Source organism: Duganella sp. Root336D2 (genome assembly GCF_001425005.1).
Classification (GTDB): Bacteria; Pseudomonadota; Gammaproteobacteria; order Burkholderiales; family Burkholderiaceae_D; genus Rugamonas.
In genome coordinates, this window is sequence record NZ_LMDB01000012.1 from 1,073,390 (window position 1) to 1,091,935 (window position 18,546).

The following is an 18,546-nucleotide window of genomic DNA, read 5'->3' on the forward strand; positions in this document are numbered from 1 at the left end:
GAACGGGGAACCAATGGATTCTGAGCAGGACAAGCCGGCCAGCCAGCAGCATGCCTCCGCGCCCGGGGCAGAACTGGCCGCGGCGCGCGAGGCCATGGGGCTGTCGGTCGAGCAGGTGGCCGACCAACTGAAATTGGCGCCGCGCCAGGTGCTGGCGATCGAGCAAGGTGATTTCGATGCATTGCCGAACCGCGCAGTGACGCGTGGTTTCATCCGTGCTTACGCCAAGGCGGTGCGGCTTGATCCGGCGCCGCTGGTGGCGATGGTGGAAGTGGAAGGGGCAGTCGGGCACGCCGACGCGACCGTGCGCCCGACCCGGGTCAAGGCATCGTTCCAGGAGTCGCGCTTCCCTTCGCTGAATGAACGCAATAACGGCAAGCCGCTGGGCGCCATCGTGGCCGGCGTGGGCGTGCTGGCATTGGTCGGACTGGCTGCCGCCTGGCAGATGGGCGTGCTGGCGCCGCTGACGCTGGCGGCCCGTGGTGGCTTGACGGGGCCAGCCGCTCCGGCCGAGCCGCCAGTGCCGGTGGTGGCGCAGCCGAGCGCGCAGCCCGCTGAGGCGCCGATGCAGACACAGAACGTGCCGCTGATTTCCGTTCCGCCGCAGCCAGGCAGCAATTCTGCGCCGGACGCGGTGGCCGGTGTCGGCGTGCCGGCGCAGGCGAGCGGCGTTGCGCCGGCGGCTGCCCCGGGCGCCGCGACTACCGGTGCCGTTGCAGCGCCGGGCAATGCCGCAGGTGCGCCTGCTGCGGGCGTGGCGCCAGCCAACCGTGCCGCGCCGACCGTTGGCGGCGCACCGGCCGCTGGCACCGTACCGGCGGCAGGCACGGCTCCCGCTTCGCCAGGATTGATTCCGGTCAAGCCGCCGGCAGTTGCGCCGGCTCCGGCGCCGGCACAGGGTACTGCGCCGCTGGTGGCCGCGCCGGCGACGGTTGCGGGTGCTGCTCCAGCGGTAGGTGCTGCGGGCGGCAAGCTGGTGCTGACTGTGAAGGAAGACTCGTGGGTCGAGATCCGCCGTGTCGGCCAGCCCAACGTGACGCGCGGTACCGTGCGGGCCGGCAGCACGCAAACCTTCAATGTGCGTGCGGATGACGTGCTGATCGTCGGTAAGCCAGGCGCGGTAAGCGCCAGCCTGGCCGGCGGCAAGCTGGAACTGACGCAAGGTGCGGGCAAGCCGTATGCCCTCGTGAACATCAAGTAATAAGAGTAGCCAAGCATGTCTTCTTCGAACAACCCGATCCCATCCGGACCACTGGCACGCCGTGCCAGCCGCCGCGTGCTGGTGCAGCACGGCGAGCGCAAGATCTGGGTCGGTGGCGACGCGCCGGTAGTGGTGCAGTCGATGACCAATACCGACACCGCCGATGCGGTGGCGACGGCGATCCAGATCAAGGATCTGGCACGCGCCGGGTCCGAGCTGGTGCGCCTGACGGTGGACCGTCCCGAGTCGGCGGCTGCGGTGCCTTACATCCGCGACCAGCTGGACAAGATGGGCATCGACGTACCGCTGGTGGGCGACTTCCACTACAACGGCCATACCCTGTTGACGGAGTACCCGGACTGCGCCGCGGCGCTGTCGAAGTACCGCATCAACCCGGGCAACGTGGGCAAGGGCGCCAAGCGCGATACGCAATTCGCGCAGATGATCGAAGTGGCGGCCAGGTACGACAAGCCGGTACGCATCGGCGTCAACTGGGGTTCGCTGGACCAGGCGCTGCTGGCGCGCATCATGGACGAAAACGCGACGCGGGAAAATCCATGGACCGCGCAGGCCGTGATGTATGAAGCACTGATCACCTCCGCGATCGAGAACGCGGTACGTGCCGAAGAGCTGGGCCTGGCGCGCGACAAGATCATCCTGTCGTGCAAAGTGTCCGGCGTGCAGGACCTGATCGCCGTCTACCGCGAACTGTCCAAGCGCTGCGACTACCCGCTGCACCTGGGCCTGACCGAAGCCGGCATGGGCAGCAAGGGCATCGTGGCCTCGACCGCCGCGCTGTCGGTGCTGCTGCAGGAAGGCATCGGCGACACCATCCGCATCTCGCTGACCCCGGAACCGGGCGGCGACCGCACCAGGGAAGTGGTGGTGGGCCAGGAAATCCTGCAGACCATGGGACTGCGCAAGTTCACCCCGATGGTGATTGCCTGCCCGGGCTGCGGCCGCACCACGTCCACCGTGTTCCAGGAACTGGCGGACGATATCCAGAGCTACCTGCGCGAGCAGATGCCGGAATGGAAAAAAACCTTCCCGGGCGTGGAGGCGATGAACGTGGCCGTCATGGGCTGCATCGTCAACGGGCCGGGCGAATCGAAGCACGCCAATATCGGCATCAGCCTGCCGGGCACCGGTGAATCGCCGGCCGCCCCGGTCTTCGTCGACGGCCAGAAAGTTGCGACCCTGCGCGGCGATAATATCGTGCAGGAATTCCAGGCCATCGTGCTCGACTATGTACAGAAAAACTACAGCAAAGCAGCGTAAAGAACATGTCCAATAAAGCAGACAAAATCACGGCCATCAAGGGGATGAACGATCTCCTGCCGGCTGACGCCCACTTGTGGGAAATCTTCGAGAATACCGCGCAGTCCGTGGTGCAGAGCTACGGCTTCCAGCAGATCCGCACCCCGATCGTGGAAGAAACCCGCCTGTTCTCGCGCGCCATCGGCGCCGTGACCGACATCGTCGAGAAGGAAATGTATTCCTTCGAAGACTCCATGAATGGCGACAAGCTGACCCTGCGCCCGGAAGGCACCGCAGGCGTGGTGCGCGCCGTGCTGGAACACAACCTGGTGTACGAAGGCCCCAAGCGCCTGTGGTACAAGGGTCCGATGTTCCGCCACGAGCGTCCACAGCGCGGCCGCTACCGCCAGTTCCACCAGTTCGGCGCGGAAGCCGTGGGCTTCACCGGCCCGGACGTGGACGCAGAAATGATCGCCATGTGCCGCCGCCTGTGGGATGACCTGGGCCTGGAAAACATCCGCCTCGAAATCAACTCCATCGGCGACGCCGAGGAGCGCGCACGCCACCGCGTCGACCTGATCGCCTACCTGGAGCAGCACGAAGAGCACCTGGATGCCGACGCCAAGCGCCGCCTGCATACCAACCCGCTGCGCATCCTGGACACCAAGAACCCGGACCTGCAGGGCATCGTCAACAGCGCACCGAAGCTGCTGGACTACCTGGGCGGGGAATCGCTGGCGCACTTCGAAGGCGTGAAGAAGATCCTGGACGCCAACGCGATCCAGTACACCGTCAACACCCGCCTGGTGCGCGGCATCGACTATTACAACCGCACCGTGTTCGAGTGGGTCACCGACGAACTGGGCGCGCAGGGCACCGTCTGCGCCGGCGGCCGCTATGACCCGCTGATCGAAATGTTCGGCGGCAAGCCAACCCCCGCGGTCGGTTTCGCCATGGGCATCGAGCGCCTGATCGAACTGATGAAGGGCGCCGGCGACACCGCCGCGCCGCGCCAGTGCGACGTGTACCTGGTGCACCAGGGCGAAGCGGCGCGCATGCAAGCGTTCATCATCGGCGAGCGCCTGCGCGACGCCGGCCTGGACGTGATCCTGCACTGCGGCAGCGCCAGCGGCGCCGGCAGCTTCAAGTCGCAAATGAAAAAAGCCGACGGCTCCGGCGCAACCTTCGCGGTCATCATCGGCGAAGACGAAGTGGCCAACAACACTGCCGTCGTCAAGGCAATGCGCGCTGCAGAAGGCGAGGGCCAGCAACAGACCGTCGCGTTTGAAGGCGTTGTCGATTACGTCGTGGACCAGATCACATGCGGAGACGATTGTGACCACGACCATCACCACCACCATTAATTAAAGAAACAGGCAGACTGAAACATGGCATACGATCTCGACGAACAAGAACAGCTTGCTAACCTCAAGGCTTGGTGGGCGAAGTACGGCAACGTGAGCACCTGGGTGGTGATCGCAGGCCTGGCCGCTTATTCGGGCTGGAACGGCTGGAACTACTATCAGCGTAACCAGGCGGCGCAGGCTTCCGTGCTGTTCGATGAACTGCAGACCGCTGTTTCCGCCAAGGACAACACCAAGGTGGCGCGCGTGGCCGGCGATATCGAGAGCAAGTTCGGCAAATCGGCTTACGCCTCGCTGGCTGCATTGAGCGCAGCCAAGTCCTTCTTCGATGCCAATGACCTGAAGTCCGCCAAGGCCCAGCTGGAGTGGGTGGTTGCGCACGGCAACGACGAACACAAGAATATCGCTTCGATCCGCCTGGCCGGCGTGCTGCTGGACGAGAAAGCCTACGACGCTGCGCTGAAGGCGCTGGGCGTGGCCGCACTGCCGCAGTTCAAGCCTTCCGTGGAAGACCGCAAGGGCGACATCCTGGCCGCGCAGAACAAGATGGAAGAAGCGCGCAGCGCCTACAAGGCCGCGCTGGAAGCGGCCGACAAGAACTATCCTGGCCGCCAGCTGATCCAGCTCAAGCTCGAATCCATTGGCGGCAGCGTGCCGGAAGTGAAGGCCTAAGCCATGCGCGCCATTAATGTGATAACTCGCCGGTCTGTCATTGCGCTGGGCGTACTGGTGCTGGTTAGCGGTTGCGGCAGCCTGAATCCGTTCAAGAAGGAAGACAAGTTCGCACCGGCCAAGCTGGAAGAAATGAAGGGCGGCGTGCCGGCCCGCATCGTCTGGAAACACAGCACCGGCAAGGCCGGCGCCAGCGTCTTCACGCCGGCACTGGCCGACAACAGCGTGTTCGTGGCCGATGCGGATGGCGTGATCGAACGCCTGGACGCGGCTAACGGCAAGGTGCAGTGGCGCAGCAAGACCGGCGCCGACCTGACTGCCGGCGTCGGCGTCAGCCCGGACGGCAAGCTGCTGGCTGTGGGCGCGGTCAAAGGCCAGCTGATGGCCTTCGATGGCAGCGGCAAGGCGCTGTGGAAGATCCAGGCTTCGAGCGAGATCCTGTCGGCGCCGGCTGTCGGCAACGACGTGGTGATCGTGCGCACCGTGGACAACAAGGTGACCGCCTATGACGCGGCCGACGGCAAGAAGCGCTGGTTCATCCAGCGCGTGACGCCGCCGCTGACCCTGCGCAACATGCCGGGCCTGGTGATCGCCAACAGCAACGTGTACGCGGCGCAGCCTGCGGGCCGCATCCTGGCGCTGGCATTGTCGAACGGCGTGCCGCGCTTTGAAGTGCCGCTGTCCGAACCGCGCGGCGCCACCGAACTGGAACGCGTGTCCGATATCAGCGGCACGCCGACCGTGTTCGAGCAGGACCTGTGCGCCGTAAGCTACCAGGGCAAGGTAGGCTGCCTGGACCTGAACACCGGCGTGGCGCGCTGGACCAAACCGGCGTCGTCGGACGTGGGCGTGGGCGTGGACCAGCGCTTCGTGTTCGTGTCGGACGAGAAGGGCGCCGTACAAGCCTTTGCCCGCGAAGGCGGCGCATCGGCATGGAAGAACGAGAAGCTGGCATATCGCCGCTTGTCCGCTCCGGTTTCCTATGGCCGCTTCGTGGCCGTGGGCGACCTTGAAGGCTATGTGCATTTCCTGTCGCGGGAAGATGGCACGGTATTAGGTCGGATCAGCACCGACGGCAGCGCCATCAAGTCGGCGCCGCTGTTGTCGGGTCCGAATGTGATTTTCCAAACCCAGAATGGGACTGTGACCGCTATCGCGGTCGAATAAAAACAATATGAAGCCGGTAATTGCACTTGTAGGTCGCCCGAACGTCGGGAAATCGACCTTATTCAATCGACTGACCCGCTCGCGCGATGCGCTGGTGGCGGACCTCCCTGGCCTGACGCGCGATCGTCACTACGGCGAGGGCCGGGTCGGCCAACGCCCGTTCCTGGTCATCGATACCGGCGGCTTCGAGCCGGTCGCCAAGGAAGGCATCATGTTCCAGATGGCGCTGCAGACCAAGCAGGCCGTGGCCGAAGCCGACGTGGTGGTGTTCCTGGTCGATGGGCGCCAGGGCATGACCCCGCACGACAAGACGATTACCGATTTCCTGCGTAAATCCGGCCGTCCGGTGCTGCTGGTGGTGAACAAGGCCGAAGGCATGCGCTACACCGCTGCCGTGTCGGACTTCTACGAGCTGGGCCTGGGCGATCCGTATGCGATTTCCGGCGCCCACGGCGACGGCGTGCACGACCTGGTGGCCGAAGCGCTGGACAAGGCGTTCGCCTCCCGTCCGGCCGATGAGGAAGAGCTGCTGCCGCAAGAGCGCGGCGTGAAGATCGCCCTGGTAGGCCGCCCGAACGTGGGCAAGTCGACCCTGATCAACACCCTGGTGGGCGAAGAGCGCGTGATCGCCTTCGACATGCCGGGCACCACCCGCGACTCGATCGAGATCCCGTTCGAGCGCGAGGGCAAGCAATACACCCTGATCGACACGGCGGGCATCCGCCGCCGCGGCAAGGTGTTCGAAGCGATCGAGAAGTTCTCGGTGGTGAAGACGCTGCAGTCGATCTCGGAAGCGAACGTGGTGATCCTGATGCTCGATGCGCAGCAGGACATCTCGGAGCAGGACGCCCACATCGCGGGCTTCATCCTGGAGACCGGCCGCGCCCTGGTGGTGGCGGTCAACAAGTGGGACGGCCTGCAGTCGGACGACCGCGACCAGGTGAAGATGGACATGGACCGCAAGCTGGACTTCCTGTCCTTCGCCAACACCCACTTCATTTCGGCCCTGCGCGGCACCGGCATCGGCCCGCTGATGAAGTCCGTGAACGGCGCCTATGCCGCCGCGACGGCCGACCTGCCGACCCCCAAGCTGACCCGCGCCTTGCAGGAAGCACTGGAGAAGCAGGAGCCGAAGCGTAAAGCCGGCGTGCGTCCGAAGATGCGCTACGCGCACCAGGGCGGCCAGAACCCGCCGATCATCGTTATCCACGGTAATTCGCTGGATGCGGTGTCCGAACCGTACAAGCGCTATCTGGAGAAGCATTTCCGCGATAGCTTCAAACTGGTCGGTACCCCGCTGCGCATTGAGTTGCGCAACGGCAAAAACCCTTTCGATAAACGGGAAAAGTCTTAATCAGACGAGTTTGATCGGACCCGACCCCGGAATAAGTCGATCTTAAGGTTTATCCGGCTGCAAGATTTAAAAAAACAAGGTACAGTGTCTTTGGAGCAGCATCCCCAGCACTTGAAAAACAGGCGCAGCGTCTCCAATTCGTACACAACAACATAAAACGGAGCTGTTATGAGCAATAAAGGGCAATTGTTACAAGACCCATTCCTGAACGCGCTGCGCAAAGAGCACGTTCCAGTCTCGATCTACCTGGTCAACGGCATCAAGCTGCAGGGCCATATCGAGTCTTTCGACCAATACGTGGTCCTGCTGCGTAACACCGTAACCCAGATGGTTTACAAGCACGCCATTTCCACCGTGGTGCCTGCCCGCGCCGTCAACCTGAACATGGATAACTCCTCCGAGGCAGCGGAGTAAGACACTTCGTATGCGTGCAGCTTTAGTCGGGGTAGATTTCGGTCAGGGCGACTTTGCTGCCAGTATCGAGGAGTTGATGCTGCTGGCCCGCTCCGCGGGCGCAGAGCCGGTCACCACCATCACCGGTAAGCGGTCGGCGCCGGATGCCGCGTATTTCGTGGGCAGCGGCAAGGCCGACGAAATCGGCCATGCGGTGCGGGACTACAAGCTCGAGATCGTTATCTTCAATCATGCGCTGTCCCCAGCCCAGCAGCGCAATCTGGAAAAACGCCTGAACGTGCGGGTGCTTGACCGCACCAGCCTGATCCTCGATATCTTTGCGCAGCGTGCGCAAAGCCACGAGGGCAAGGTGCAGGTCGAACTGGCGCAGTTGCAGCACCTGGCCACGCGCCTGGTGCGCGGCTGGACCCACCTGGAACGCCAGAAGGGCGGTATCGGCCTGCGCGGCCCGGGCGAAACCCAGCTCGAAACCGACCGCCGCCTGCTGGGCGAACGGGTCAAGATGCTGCGTGCCAAGCTGGCCAAGCTGCGCAAGCAGCACGAGACCCAGCGCCGTGCGCGCGGCCGCAACCATACTTTCTCGGTGTCCCTGGTCGGCTATACCAACGCCGGCAAGTCGACGCTGTTCAATTCGCTGACCAAGGCTGGCGTCTACGTGGCGGACCAGCTGTTCGCGACGCTGGACACCACCTCGCGCCGCGTCTACATGGGCGAGGAAATCGGCAACGTGGTGCTGTCCGATACGGTCGGTTTCGTGCGCGAACTGCCGCACCAGCTGGTGGCCGCTTTCCGCGCCACGCTGGAAGAGACCATCCACGCCGATCTGCTGCTGCATGTGGTGGATGGCGCTTCGCCCAGCCGCATGGAGCAGATCGAGCAGGTCAACCTGGTGCTGCGCGAAATCGGCGCCGACCATATCCCGCAGATTCTGGTGTGGAACAAGATCGATGCCGCGGGCCTTGAGCCGGCGGTGGAACGTAATGAGTATGATAAGATTTCCCGCGTATTCATCAGTGCACGCACGGGCGAAGGCCTGAACCTGCTGCGCGATGCAATCTGTGAGGCAGCACGGGATGAGCAGGAGGCGCTCGCCAACCCCAAAGAAGAGGTGGCGCCGGACAGTATTCTCACCTTTACCCAAGTAGGATCTCACTAAAAGAAAAATATGCCTTTTTCCTCTCTCAAGAAAAGACTCGGCAACTATATTGCCCAGGAAGGCAAAAAGCCCGGCGAAGGACCGCCGGACCTCGATCAACTCTGGCGTGATTTCAACCAGCGCCTGAATGGCCTGTTTGGCGGCGGCAAAAACCGCGGCAGCAATTCGGGCGGCGGCGGTGGCGGCAATGGCGGCGGCGACATGAAGGGCGCCGGCTTCACCTTTGGGGCGGTCGCTTCGGTGGCGGCGCTGGTATGGCTCGCTTCCGGTGCGTTCATCGTGCAGGAAGGCCAGACTGGCGTTGTCACCACGTTCGGTAAATTCAGCCACACCACGCCGGCCGGTTTCAACTGGCGCTGGCCGTATCCGTTCCAGGGCAATGAAATCGTCAACGTGTCCCAGGTGCGCACGGTGGAGGTGGGCTACCGCGGCAGCGCGAAGACCAAGATGGCTTCGGAAGCGCTGATGCTGACCGAAGACGAGAACATCATCGATATCCAGTTCGCCGTGCAATACAAGCTGAGCGACCCGGTGAAATGGCTGTATGCCAACCGCGATGCGGAAGACACGGTGCGCCAGGTGGCCGAAACGGCTATCCGCGAAATCGTCGGCCGCAGCAAGATGGACTTCGTGCTGTACGAAGGGCGCGAAAAGGTTGCCACCGATACCCAGCAACTGATGCAGTCGATCCTGGACCGCTACAATTCGGGCGCTCAGGTGACCAATGTGACGATGCAGGGCGTGCAGCCGCCGGAGCAGGTGCAGGCTTCGTTCGACGATGCCGTGAAAGCGGGCCAGGACCGCGAGCGCCAGAAGAACGAAGGCCAGGCTTACGCCAACGACATCGTGCCGAAAGCGCGCGGTGCGGCGTTCCGCCTGATCCAGGAAGCCGAGGCGTACCGCGCCATGACGGTGCAGAACGCGACCGGTAATGCCGACCGCTTCAAGTCCGTGCTGACCGAGTACCAGAAGGCGCCGGGCGTGACGCGCGACCGCATGTACCTGGACACCATGCAGCAGATCTTCTCCAACACCAGCAAGGTGATGGTGGACTCCAAGGCCGGCAGCAACCTGCTGTACCTGCCGCTGGACAAGCTGATCGCCCAGGTCGCTGCCACCGAGGGACGCGCTGCCAGCGTGACCCCGCCGCCGCCGGCGGCCGTGCTGCTGCCGCCAGAACCGACACCTGACACGAACCGCCGTGATAGCCGTTCGCGTGAATCGTCCCGTGAGCGGGAGGGCCGTTAATGAATCGCTTTGCAACTATCCTGATTACGGGCTTTATCGCCCTGATGCTGCTGTCGTCCACCGTGTTCGTGGTGGACCAGCGCAAGTACGCCATCGTGTTCGCGCTGGGTGAAGTGAAGCAGGTGATTGCCGAGCCTGGCCTGCACTTCAAGCTGCCGCCGCCGTTCCAGAACGTGGTGTACCTGGACAAGCGCATCCAGACCCTGGACCCGAAAGAGGCCGACCGCTTCATCACCGCCGAAAAGATGAACATCCTGGTCGATGCCTTCGTCAAATGGAAGGTCACCGATCCGCGCCTGTACTTCGTCTCCTTTGGCGGCGATGAGGGCAGGGCGGGCGACCGCATGCAGCAGATCGTGAAGGCGGCCCTGAACGACGAGATCACCAAGCGCACCGTGCGCGAAGTGATTTCCGGCCAGCGCGGCAAGGTGATGGAATCGATCCGCAGCAAGGTGGTGGACGAGGCCAAGCAGATAGGCGTGGAAATCGTCGACGTGCGCCTGAAGCGGGTGGATTACGTTGAGCAGATCAACAATTCCGTGTACGAACGCATGAAGGCCGAGCGTGCCCGCGTGGCCAACGAAGCCCGCTCCACCGGCGCCGCCGAGTCGGAGCAGGTGCGTGCCGATGCGGACAAGCAGCGCACCGTGATCCTGGCCGAGGCTTACCGCGAAGCGGAGAAGATCAAGGGCGAGGGCGATGCCAAGGCGTCGCAGATCTACGCCGAGGCGTTTGGCCGCAATCCGGAGTTCTACAAGTTCTACCGCTCGCTGGAAGCCTACCGCGCTTCCTTCAAGAGCAAGGCTGACGTGATGCTGGTCGATCCGCAGTCCGACTTCTTCAAATACTTCAAGAGCGCAGGCTCGGGCAAGTAAGCGATTCAGCACCTGTGGCGCCGCTCTGCGGCGCCATTTTTTTTACCTGCACCGCAACAATTTCGCGTAAAATACGCGGTTTGGTCATCCACTTTTGTGGGTGGCGTCGTTGCGCCTGCATTGTTTTTAATTCAATAGCACCAACCATGCCGAATTGGCTTTTGCCCGAATATATTGCCGACGTCTTGCCTTCGGAAGCACGCAAGATCGAGGAGCTGCGCCGTCAGATGCTGGATAACTTCCGGCTGTACGGTTACGAGCTTGTAATGCCGCCGATGCTGGAGTACGTCGAGTCCCTGCTGGCCGGCGCCGGCACCGACACGGACCTGCGCACGTTCAAACTGGTGGACCAGATCTCCGGCCGCATGCTGGGCCTGCGCGCCGACATGACGACGCAGGTGGCGCGTATCGACGCCCACTTGCTGAACCGCGCCACCGTGACCCGCCTGTGCTACGCCGGCTCCGTATTGCATACCCGTCCATCCGGCCTGCATTCGACGCGCGAGCCGTACCAGATCGGCGCCGAAATCTACGGCCATGCCGGCCTGGAAGCGGATGCGGAAATCCAGGAGCTGGCGCTTGGCTCGCTGTCCCTGGCCGGCTTTACCGACATGCGCCTGGACCTGACCCACGTCGGCGTGCTGCGCGCGATCCTGGCGCAGGATCCGGCGGCGACCAGGGATTACGACGCCATCGTGGCGCTGTTGCGCGGCAAGGACGTGCCGGGCCTGCAGCAGCAGACCGCCAGCTACAACGACGCGACGCGCGCCGCGCTGCTGGCATTGCCGAACCTGTACGGCGACGTGGACGTGCTGAAGCGAGCGCGCGAGGTGCTGCCGGCACTGCCGGGCATCACCCATGCGCTGGCCGAACTGGCCGCGCTGGCGGCATCGGCCATCGGCCGCGCCGAAGTGGCGATCGACCTGGCCGACCTGCGCGGCTACCAGTACGAGAGCGGCGCCATGTTCGCGCTGTACGTGCCGGGCCTGCCGAACGCTGTGGCACGCGGCGGCCGCTACGACCACGTGGGCGAAGCATTCGGCCGCGCCCGTCCGGCCACCGGCTTCTCGCTGGACCTGCGCGAGCTGGCGCGCCTGCTGCCCACCGCGGAGCGCAAGCATTCGATCCGCGCGCCGTGGGGCAATGCACCGGAATTGAAGGAAAAAATCGCCGAACTGCGCAAGTGCGGCGAAGTTGTGATCCAGTCGCTGCCGGGTCACAACGATGAACAGGACGAGTTCGAGTGCGATCGCGCGCTGGTGCTCGACGAAAGTGGTAGTAACTGGATTCTCAAAAACTTAGGTTAATTGTGATGTCAAACAAAACTGCAAAGAACGTTGTTGTTATCGGCACCCAGTGGGGCGATGAAGGCAAGGGCAAGATCGTCGACTGGCTGACCGAACACGCCCAGGGCGTGGTGCGCTTCCAGGGCGGCCACAACGCGGGCCACACCCTCGTGATCGGCGGCGTCAAGACCGCCCTGCAGCTGATCCCTTCGGGCATCATGCGCCCAGGCGTGGCCTGCTACATCGGTAACGGCGTCGTGCTGTCCGTGCCCGACGTGCTGCGCGAGATCGACAAGCTGGAAGCGGCCGGCGTGGAAGTGTCTTCCCGCCTGAAGATCTCCGAGGCTTGCCCGGTCATCCTGCCTTACCACACCGCACTGGATGCCGCCCGTGAAGCCGCGCGCGGCGCCGCCAAGATCGGCACCACCGGCAAAGGCATCGGCCCTGCATACGAAGACAAAGTCGCCCGCCGCGCCATCCGCGTGGCCGACCTGCTGAACGCAGAGCGCTTTGCCGAGAAGCTGAAAGAGAACCTGGACTACCACAACTACGTCCTGGAAAACTATCTCAAAGCACCGAAGATCGATTACCAGAAGACCCTGGACGACGCGCTGGCCTACGTGCCGCGCCTGCGCCCGATGGTGACCGACGTCTCGTCCGCCCTGTACGCCACCCACAAGGCCGGCGGCTCGCTGCTGTTCGAAGGCGCGCAAGGCTCGCTGCTGGACGTCGACCACGGCACCTACCCGTTCGTCACCTCGTCGAACTGCGTGGCGGGTAATGCCGCTGCCGGCGCCGGCGTCGGTCCTGGCATGCTGCACTACATCCTGGGCATCACCAAGGCCTACACCACCCGCGTTGGTTCCGGCCCGTTCCCATCCGAACTGCCGACCGATGCAGGCGTTGGCCACCACTTGTCCTCCGTGGGCCACGAGTTCGGCACCGTGACCGGCCGTGCCCGCCGTTGCGGCTGGTTCGATGCAGCGCTGCTGCGCCGCTCGGTGCAGATCAACGGCGTGTCGGGCATGTGCCTGACCAAGCTGGACGTGCTGGACGGCCTGGAAACCCTGAAGATCTGCACCGGCTACACCATCAACGGCAAGCACTCCGACATCTTCCCGGTCGGCGCTGAAGATGCGGCGCTGTGCCAGCCGATCTACGAAGAGATGCCAGGCTGGAGTGAAAGCACCGTCGGCGCCAAGTCGATGGACGCGCTGCCGGCAGCCGCACGCGCCTACATCAAGCGCATCGAAGAAGTGGTCGGCGTGCCGATCGACATGGTATCGACCGGCCCTGACCGCGAAGAGACCATCGTCCTGCGCCACCCATTTGAATAAGAAAGAAAAAGAGCATGACCACTCCTGTATCCGACCAAAAGCACCTGTGGGTTAGCTGGGACGAGTACCACCGCCTGATCGAGCGCCTGGCGCTGAAGGTCCATGAATCGGGCTGGAAGTTCGACATGGTGCTGTGCCTGGCGCGCGGCGGCGTGCGTCCGGGCGACGTGTTCTCGCGCATCTTCGACGTGCCGCTGGCGATCCTGTCGACCAGCTCCTACCGCGAAGAAGCCGGCACCGTGCGCGGCGACCTGGATATCGCCAAGTACATGACCATGACCAAGGGCCCGCTGTCCGGCAAGATTCTGCTGGTCGACGACCTGGCAGATTCCGGCGTGACCCTGACCAAGGTGATGAAGCACCTGAAGGAGAATTTCGAAGGCGTGACCGAAGTGCGTTCGGCCGTGATCTGGACCAAGGGCTGCTCCGCGTTCAAGCCTGACTACCAGATGGAAGAACTGCCGCACAACCCATGGATCCACCAGCCGTTCGAAGACTACGACGGCCTGCGCCCGCACCAGCTGGCGGCCTGGATCAAGAAAGGCGAAACTGGCGCGTAATAGCAGCCAGTCTCAAATGAAAGCGGAAGGATGAAAGTCCTTCCGCTTTTTTTTTTCAGCGTACTTCCAGCAATTCGACGTCGAAGACCAGGTTGGAATTGGGCGGGATCGGGCCGACGCCGTTGCTGCCATAGCCCAGGCTGGCAGGCACGATCAGGGTGCGTTTGCCGCCGACTTTCATGCCCTGCACGCCCTGGTCCCAGCCGGGAATCACCTGCCCGGCGCCGAGCGGGAAGTTGAACGGGCTGCGGCCGATGGAGGAGTCGAATTGCGCGCCGTGCTGCTGCGGCGAGTTCGGTTCGTAAATCCAGCCGGTGTAGTTGACTGCGACGTTGGCGCCTGCGACCGCTTCCTTGCCGGTGCCGACCACGGTATCGATCTTTTGCAGGGCAATGGCGGGCGCCTCGGCCTGGGAGGAGGCGGGGGCCGGCGCCTTGCCGCGGTCGCAGCCTGCCAAAGCCAGGGTGAGGCCGACGCCGATAAGGCAGGAGGAGAACAATCGCTTCATTATTTTCTTTCAAAATAAACGGAAAGAAGCGAGTGTACTGAATCCGCCACAAAGTGCGAAAAAAAAGGCAGGCAGTGGCAATTCGAGATATTTCCGTAAAGAAATGCCTATACAATTCTTGGCATCATTTTGCAAGTTGCCGGGATTGCGATGTTTCCTTCGATGTTGTTCTCTGTGATGCTGGCGGTGTCTCCCGCGGAGCCAGGCGGCGCTCCGGCCGCGAAGCCGGCCGTGCTGCAAAAGCAGTGGGCCGAGCGCAAATTCGACAGCATCGAGCGCGGCTTGCGCGAAACCTGCGCAGCCGATGCAGCCGCTTTCGAAATACAGTTCGACAGCTATTTCCGCGCCACGCAAACCTGGGAAGCGGAGCGCAACGCGCTGGAGCAATGGCGCCAGCAGGCGCCCGAAGCGCTGGCGCAGGCCCTGGTGGAGGCCATCTACTGGCGCGCCTATGCCGCGCAATTGCGGCTGGGCGCTATCGGCCACCTGCCGAAGGAAGCGATGCAGTTCTACCAGGAGCAGCTGGGGCGCGGCATCGCCCGCCTGCAGCATGTCAAGGCGCAGGCCAATGCCTGTCCGCTGTGGCATAGCCTGAACATCAGCCTCCAGCTGGAAGGCGCCGGCTCGCGGCGCGGCGCCGCCAGCGCCTACCTGGACGCGGTGCAGGCCTTCCCGAATGACCAGCAGATCCACTTTGCCATGGCGCGCGCCTACAGTCCGCGTTCGGGCGGCAGCGCGGTGCAGTTCGACCAGTTTGCGCGGCGCGCCATGTTCTTCACCAAGGCGGTCGAGGGCGGCGCCATGTATGCGCGCCTGTACTGGCGCGAAGACGGCAATGGCAGCGAGGCGATCCAGTTCCGCGAGCAGCGCGGCCTGCCGGACTGGCGCATGGTGAAGAGCGGCTTCGAAGACCTGCTGCAGCGCCATCCGCAAGACCTGCGCGGCCGCAACAAGTTCGCATCCTTCGCCTGCCGCGCCAATGACCGCGCAACCTACCTCAAACTGCGCCAGGAGCTGGGCGAGCGGATCTTGCCCGAGCTATGGCCGGACGTGGCCGGCGTCGAAGCGTGCGACCGCAAGCTGGGCAAGGGCGGTTCAGCTGCCACTTCGCCGACGCAAGCCAGTGGTGTAAACTCGCACTCATGACCCAAGACTTCTTCCAGACCTTCATCCTGCTGATGCTGGTGACCGACCCGTTCGGCAATGTTCCCATTTTTGCATCGGCGCTGGCCACGGTGCCGCCCAAGCGGCGCCCGAAAATCGTCGTGCGCGAATGCCTGATCGCCTTTGTGGTGCTGCTGGTGTTCATGTTCTTCGGCAGCCACTTCCTCAAGGCGCTGAGCCTGTCGGAAGCGTCGCTGCGCATTGCCGGCAGCGTGATCCTGCTGCTGATCGCGATCCGCATGGTGTTCCCGCATCCGGACGGGGTGCTGGGCAGGCAGGAGGGCGGCGAACCGTTCATCGTGCCGCTGGCGATTCCTGCGCTGGCCGGACCTTCCGCGCTGGCGACCGTGCTGCTGTTCTCGCGCGAGAGCACCGGCGAGGTGCTCACGCACGTGGCTGCGCTGTCAGCCGTGGTGGTGGTGTGGCTGGTGGTGTTCCTGGGCGCCGAACGCCTGCAGAAAGCCCTTGGCTCGCAGGTGATGACGGCCTTCGAACGCCTGATGGGCCTGATCCTGGCCGCGATGTCGATCGAAATGCTGCTGGGCGGCGTGCGCGAATTCGTCAAGACGCTGTAAGCGCGGCAGGCAGGACTGCGGCAGCGATTCGATTCCAGTTTTTACAACAGCGCCTTTGGGAGAGTTGTGGCTCTTCTGCTAAGCTAGCGCGTCGCCCGCCGGGCTAATCAGGAATGCCGATGTATTTCGCCGAGATTTACAACCAGTGGCGCAGCCGCCGCGGCGCGCAGCGCCAGCCCGGACAGGCCTTGCCGCGCACGGTATATGCGCTGGGCGCCACCAGCCTGCTGACGGATGTTTCGACCGAGATGGTGGCCAGCGTGCTGCCGGTCTACCTGATGCTGGCCCTGCACCTGTCGCCGGCCGAATTCGGCGTAGCCGACGGCCTGTTCCGCGGCGGCGCGGCGGTGGCAGCCTTGCTGCTCGGCGGCGCGCTTACTTACGGCAGCGGGCGCAGCAAACTGATTGCAGGCGCCGGTTATGCGATGTCGGTGCTGGCCAAGCTGGCCTTGCTGGCCAGCGGCACTTTTGCCGCCATCGTTGCCTGCCTGGCGCTGGACCGCATGGGCAAGGGCCTGCGCGCTGCGCCGCGCGATACCATCCTGGCCGCCAGCGTGCCGTCGCACCAGCTGGGACTGGCCTTCGGTACGCACCGTGCGATGGATGGGGCAGGGGCCCTGGCCGGGCCGTTGCTGGCAGCGGGCCTGCTGTGGCTGGCGCCGCAGCAGTACACCCTGTTATTCCTGGTTGCCCTGGCCTTTGCCGTGGCCGGCATCGCCATTTTCGGCCGGCTGGTGCCCGCCACTGCCCCCGCTTTCCAATCGGCGACTGCGCCAGCCGCGCGGGAGCGCCTGTCGCTGCGCGCGCACTGGCAGCGCTGCCTGCCGCCGGCTTGCCGCAAGCTGCTGGCCGCTGCCATGCTGCTGTCGCTGTTCACAGTCAGCGAGGGCATGATCTACGCGCAGATGCAGCAAAGCTTTGCGCTGGAACCCTATATGCAGCCTTTGCTGCCGGTTGGCACTGCAGCGGCCTTCCTGTTGCTGGCGGCGCCGATCGGCTGGCTGGCCGACCGTGCCGGCCGCTTGCGCGTTTTCCTTGGTGCCCACATCGTCCTGCTGCCCTTGTATGGCCTGCTGTGCGGCGCCGCCGGCGCTACGCCGCCGGTGTGGCAGGCTGCCGGCCTGGTGCTGCTGCTTGGCTGCTATGTGGCCGCCACCGATGGCGTGCTGATGGCTGCCGTCGCGGCTGCCGTGCCGCCAGCGGCGCGCAGCATGAGCCTGGCATTGTTTGCGGCCGGCATCGCTGCCGCCAAGCTGGCGTCATCCGTGCTGTTTGGCCTGCTGTGGGACCGCTATGACGTGAACGGCGCCGTGCTGGTATACGGCGCCGGCCTGCTGTGCGCACTCGCCCTGTTCGCCCTGTTCAATCCGCTGCGCCTTGCCGGCCTGCCGGCCCAACTGCTGCCCGAAACGCCATGAAGTCCACGCTGCTAGCCGCACTTGCCTGCCTGTCATTCACCGTCGCGCCTGCTTCCGCAGCCTCGCTGCTGGCGCGCCACACGCTGGGCGCCGATGCCGGCCGGGTCGACGTGCTGAAAATGCCCGGCGGGCAGGCGCAGGGCCAGCTGGGGTTGCGCTGCGAACGCCTGCATTACAGCGCCGGCGTACTGGCCTGCCTGCGCGCTGTGCCGGGACAGGGCCTGAAGCTGGACCTGGCCGACAAGGCAGGGCAGGTGACGCAGACGCTGTCGTTCCCGAACGTGCTGCTGGCGAGCCGGGTGCGCGTCGCGCCAAACGGCGCCCTGGCTGCATTCACCGGCTTTTCCGGCGGCCATACCTACACCGGGACCGACTTCACCACCCGCACTTATGTGATCGACGTGGCGCGCAAGCGCCTGCTGGCCGATCTGTCCACCTTCCGCGTGGTAGAAAGCGCGACGTTGCAGATGCCGGCACGGCGCTTCAATGTCTGGGGCGTCAGCTTCGACCCGAATGCGCAGGGGCGCTTCGTGGCCACGGTGGGGGCGGGCGGCGCGGTGTTCCTGGCGCAGGGCGACCTGGCGGCGAAAACCCTGGTGCTGCTGCGCAAGGAGATGGAATGCCCATCGTTTTCACCGGACGGCAAGCGCATCGCCTTCAAGCGCCGCAAGCCCGAAGGCGGCTGGCTGCCTGCCATTTACGAGCCGGCCAACGGGCGCGAATGGGTGCTGCAGGAAACGCGCAGCATCGACGACCAGATCCTGTGGCTGGACGACGCCACCATCGCCTATGAACTGGCGCGCCCGGGCCAGCCGGACGGCGGCGAAACCGATGTGGTGCTGCGGGCTGCGGCCGGAAACACTCCGTCCACGGTGTTGCGCGCCGGCGGCGGTTCGCCGAGCCTGTACGATTAGCGTTCTTGCAACACTATCACATTGCAAGTTGCAAAGTATGTAATCCGTCCTTTTCCCTAGGGAAAGGCAGTCCTAG

At 64.2% G+C, this 18,546-nt stretch carries 18 protein-coding genes; 17 read left to right on the forward strand and 1 reads right to left on the reverse strand.

What is annotated here, in order from left to right:
• Nucleotides 1-13: 13 nt before the first annotated feature.
• From ASD07_RS32160 to ASD07_RS15145, 13 genes are all read left to right on the forward strand, one after another.
• On the forward strand, nt 14-1,201 hold the full coding sequence (locus ASD07_RS32160) for a helix-turn-helix domain-containing protein (protein ID WP_055931587.1): 1,188 nt from the start codon (nt 14-16) through the stop codon (nt 1,199-1,201).
• A 15-nt stretch (nt 1,202-1,216) separates the two neighbouring features.
• Nucleotides 1,217-2,479 (forward strand): flavodoxin-dependent (E)-4-hydroxy-3-methylbut-2-enyl-diphosphate synthase, encoded by a 1,263-nt coding sequence (gene ispG / locus ASD07_RS15090; RefSeq protein ID WP_055931590.1) that lies wholly within the window; start codon nt 1,217-1,219, stop codon nt 2,477-2,479.
• Nucleotides 2,480-2,484: 5 nt separating this feature from the next.
• Complete coding sequence (gene hisS, locus ASD07_RS15095; RefSeq protein WP_055931593.1) at nt 2,485-3,822, forward strand: histidine--tRNA ligase; 1,338 nt, start codon at nt 2,485-2,487, stop codon at nt 3,820-3,822.
• 24 nt (nt 3,823-3,846) lie between these two features.
• A complete protein-coding gene (locus tag ASD07_RS15100; RefSeq protein WP_055931597.1) occupies nt 3,847-4,494 on the forward strand; it encodes a tetratricopeptide repeat protein in 648 nt (215 codons plus the stop codon).
• 3 nt (nt 4,495-4,497) lie between these two features.
• The gene (bamB, locus tag ASD07_RS15105; RefSeq protein WP_055931600.1) at nt 4,498-5,661 is read left to right on the forward strand and encodes an outer membrane protein assembly factor BamB; all 1,164 of its coding nucleotides are present in this window, start codon (nt 4,498-4,500) and stop codon (nt 5,659-5,661) included.
• A gap of 7 nt (nt 5,662-5,668) precedes the next feature.
• The gene (gene der, locus ASD07_RS15110; RefSeq protein ID WP_055931603.1) at nt 5,669-7,015 is read left to right on the forward strand and encodes a ribosome biogenesis GTPase Der; all 1,347 of its coding nucleotides are present in this window, start codon (nt 5,669-5,671) and stop codon (nt 7,013-7,015) included.
• A gap of 168 nt (nt 7,016-7,183) precedes the next feature.
• Nucleotides 7,184-7,429 (forward strand): RNA chaperone Hfq, encoded by a 246-nt coding sequence (gene hfq, locus ASD07_RS15115; protein WP_055931606.1) that lies wholly within the window; start codon nt 7,184-7,186, stop codon nt 7,427-7,429.
• Nucleotides 7,430-7,439: 10 nt separating this feature from the next.
• On the forward strand, nt 7,440-8,585 hold the full coding sequence (gene hflX / locus ASD07_RS15120; protein ID WP_055931609.1) for a GTPase HflX: 1,146 nt from the start codon (nt 7,440-7,442) through the stop codon (nt 8,583-8,585).
• A gap of 9 nt (nt 8,586-8,594) precedes the next feature.
• Nucleotides 8,595-9,833 carry an FtsH protease activity modulator HflK gene (hflK, locus tag ASD07_RS15125; protein WP_055931612.1) on the forward strand — a complete coding sequence of 413 codons (1,239 nt, stop codon included), beginning with the start codon at nt 8,595-8,597 and terminating at the stop codon, nt 9,831-9,833.
• A complete protein-coding gene (gene hflC, locus ASD07_RS15130; protein WP_055931615.1) occupies nt 9,833-10,708 on the forward strand; it encodes a protease modulator HflC in 876 nt (291 codons plus the stop codon). Before hflK ends, hflC begins: the two co-directional genes overlap by 1 nt.
• A 146-nt stretch (nt 10,709-10,854) precedes the next feature.
• The gene (locus ASD07_RS15135; protein ID WP_055931618.1) at nt 10,855-12,015 is read left to right on the forward strand and encodes an ATP phosphoribosyltransferase regulatory subunit; all 1,161 of its coding nucleotides are present in this window, start codon (nt 10,855-10,857) and stop codon (nt 12,013-12,015) included.
• Between the two features lie 5 nt (nt 12,016-12,020).
• A complete protein-coding gene (locus ASD07_RS15140) occupies nt 12,021-13,331 on the forward strand; it encodes an adenylosuccinate synthase (RefSeq protein ID WP_055931621.1) in 1,311 nt (436 codons plus the stop codon).
• A 14-nt stretch (nt 13,332-13,345) separates the two neighbouring features.
• Nucleotides 13,346-13,891: a phosphoribosyltransferase gene (locus tag ASD07_RS15145; RefSeq protein ID WP_055931624.1), complete on the forward strand. Its 546-nt coding sequence runs from the start codon at nt 13,346-13,348 to the stop codon at nt 13,889-13,891.
• Between the two features lie 55 nt (nt 13,892-13,946).
• On the opposite strand, the gene ASD07_RS15150 is transcribed toward ASD07_RS15145, so the two are convergent.
• Nucleotides 13,947-14,399, reverse strand: coding sequence for an FKBP-type peptidyl-prolyl cis-trans isomerase (locus ASD07_RS15150; protein WP_055931627.1), 453 nt, complete (start codon nt 14,397-14,399; stop codon nt 13,947-13,949).
• 150 nt (nt 14,400-14,549) lie between these two features.
• Between ASD07_RS15150 and ASD07_RS15155 the strand changes: the two genes are divergently transcribed.
• The 4 genes from ASD07_RS15155 (at nt 14,550) to ASD07_RS15170 (ending at nt 18,470) form a co-directional block, all read left to right on the forward strand.
• Nucleotides 14,550-15,545 carry a hypothetical protein gene (locus ASD07_RS15155; protein ID WP_055931630.1) on the forward strand — a complete coding sequence of 332 codons (996 nt, stop codon included), beginning with the start codon at nt 14,550-14,552 and terminating at the stop codon, nt 15,543-15,545.
• Nucleotides 15,542-16,138 carry a MarC family protein gene (locus ASD07_RS15160; protein ID WP_055931634.1) on the forward strand — a complete coding sequence of 199 codons (597 nt, stop codon included), beginning with the start codon at nt 15,542-15,544 and terminating at the stop codon, nt 16,136-16,138. The genes ASD07_RS15155 and ASD07_RS15160 overlap by 4 nt, the downstream gene beginning before the upstream one ends.
• A gap of 113 nt (nt 16,139-16,251) precedes the next feature.
• Nucleotides 16,252-17,556: an MFS transporter gene (locus ASD07_RS15165; protein ID WP_082507325.1), complete on the forward strand. Its 1,305-nt coding sequence runs from the start codon at nt 16,252-16,254 to the stop codon at nt 17,554-17,556.
• Entirely contained in the window at nt 17,553-18,470 is a 918-nt protein-coding gene (locus ASD07_RS15170) for a PD40 domain-containing protein (RefSeq protein ID WP_055931639.1), read from the forward strand. The genes ASD07_RS15165 and ASD07_RS15170 overlap by 4 nt, the downstream gene beginning before the upstream one ends.
• Nucleotides 18,471-18,546 lie beyond the last annotated feature (76 nt).

Bases quoted from the DNA above. Each gene is read 5' to 3' on its own strand.
- ASD07_RS32160 (WP_055931587.1), top strand. From the start codon at position 14: ATGGATTCTGAGCAGGACAAGCCGGCCAGCCAGCAGCATGCCTCCGCG.
- ispG (WP_055931590.1), top strand. From the start codon at position 1,217: ATGTCTTCTTCGAACAACCCGATCCCATCCGGACCACTGGCACGCCGT.
- hisS (WP_055931593.1), top strand. From the start codon at position 2,485: ATGTCCAATAAAGCAGACAAAATCACGGCCATCAAGGGGATGAACGAT.
- ASD07_RS15100 (WP_055931597.1), top strand. From the start codon at position 3,847: ATGGCATACGATCTCGACGAACAAGAACAGCTTGCTAACCTCAAGGCT.
- bamB (WP_055931600.1), top strand. From the start codon at position 4,498: ATGCGCGCCATTAATGTGATAACTCGCCGGTCTGTCATTGCGCTGGGC.
- der (WP_055931603.1), top strand. From the start codon at position 5,669: ATGAAGCCGGTAATTGCACTTGTAGGTCGCCCGAACGTCGGGAAATCG.
- hfq (WP_055931606.1), top strand. From the start codon at position 7,184: ATGAGCAATAAAGGGCAATTGTTACAAGACCCATTCCTGAACGCGCTG.
- hflX (WP_055931609.1), top strand. From the start codon at position 7,440: ATGCGTGCAGCTTTAGTCGGGGTAGATTTCGGTCAGGGCGACTTTGCT.
- hflK (WP_055931612.1), top strand. From the start codon at position 8,595: ATGCCTTTTTCCTCTCTCAAGAAAAGACTCGGCAACTATATTGCCCAG.
- hflC (WP_055931615.1), top strand. From the start codon at position 9,833: ATGAATCGCTTTGCAACTATCCTGATTACGGGCTTTATCGCCCTGATG.
- ASD07_RS15135 (WP_055931618.1), top strand. From the start codon at position 10,855: ATGCCGAATTGGCTTTTGCCCGAATATATTGCCGACGTCTTGCCTTCG.
- ASD07_RS15140 (WP_055931621.1), top strand. From the start codon at position 12,021: ATGTCAAACAAAACTGCAAAGAACGTTGTTGTTATCGGCACCCAGTGG.
- ASD07_RS15145 (WP_055931624.1), top strand. From the start codon at position 13,346: ATGACCACTCCTGTATCCGACCAAAAGCACCTGTGGGTTAGCTGGGAC.
- ASD07_RS15150 (WP_055931627.1), bottom strand. From the start codon at position 14,399: ATGAAGCGATTGTTCTCCTCCTGCCTTATCGGCGTCGGCCTCACCCTG.
- ASD07_RS15155 (WP_055931630.1), top strand. From the start codon at position 14,550: ATGTTTCCTTCGATGTTGTTCTCTGTGATGCTGGCGGTGTCTCCCGCG.
- ASD07_RS15160 (WP_055931634.1), top strand. From the start codon at position 15,542: ATGACCCAAGACTTCTTCCAGACCTTCATCCTGCTGATGCTGGTGACC.
- ASD07_RS15165 (WP_082507325.1), top strand. From the start codon at position 16,252: ATGCCGATGTATTTCGCCGAGATTTACAACCAGTGGCGCAGCCGCCGC.
- ASD07_RS15170 (WP_055931639.1), top strand. From the start codon at position 17,553: ATGAAGTCCACGCTGCTAGCCGCACTTGCCTGCCTGTCATTCACCGTC.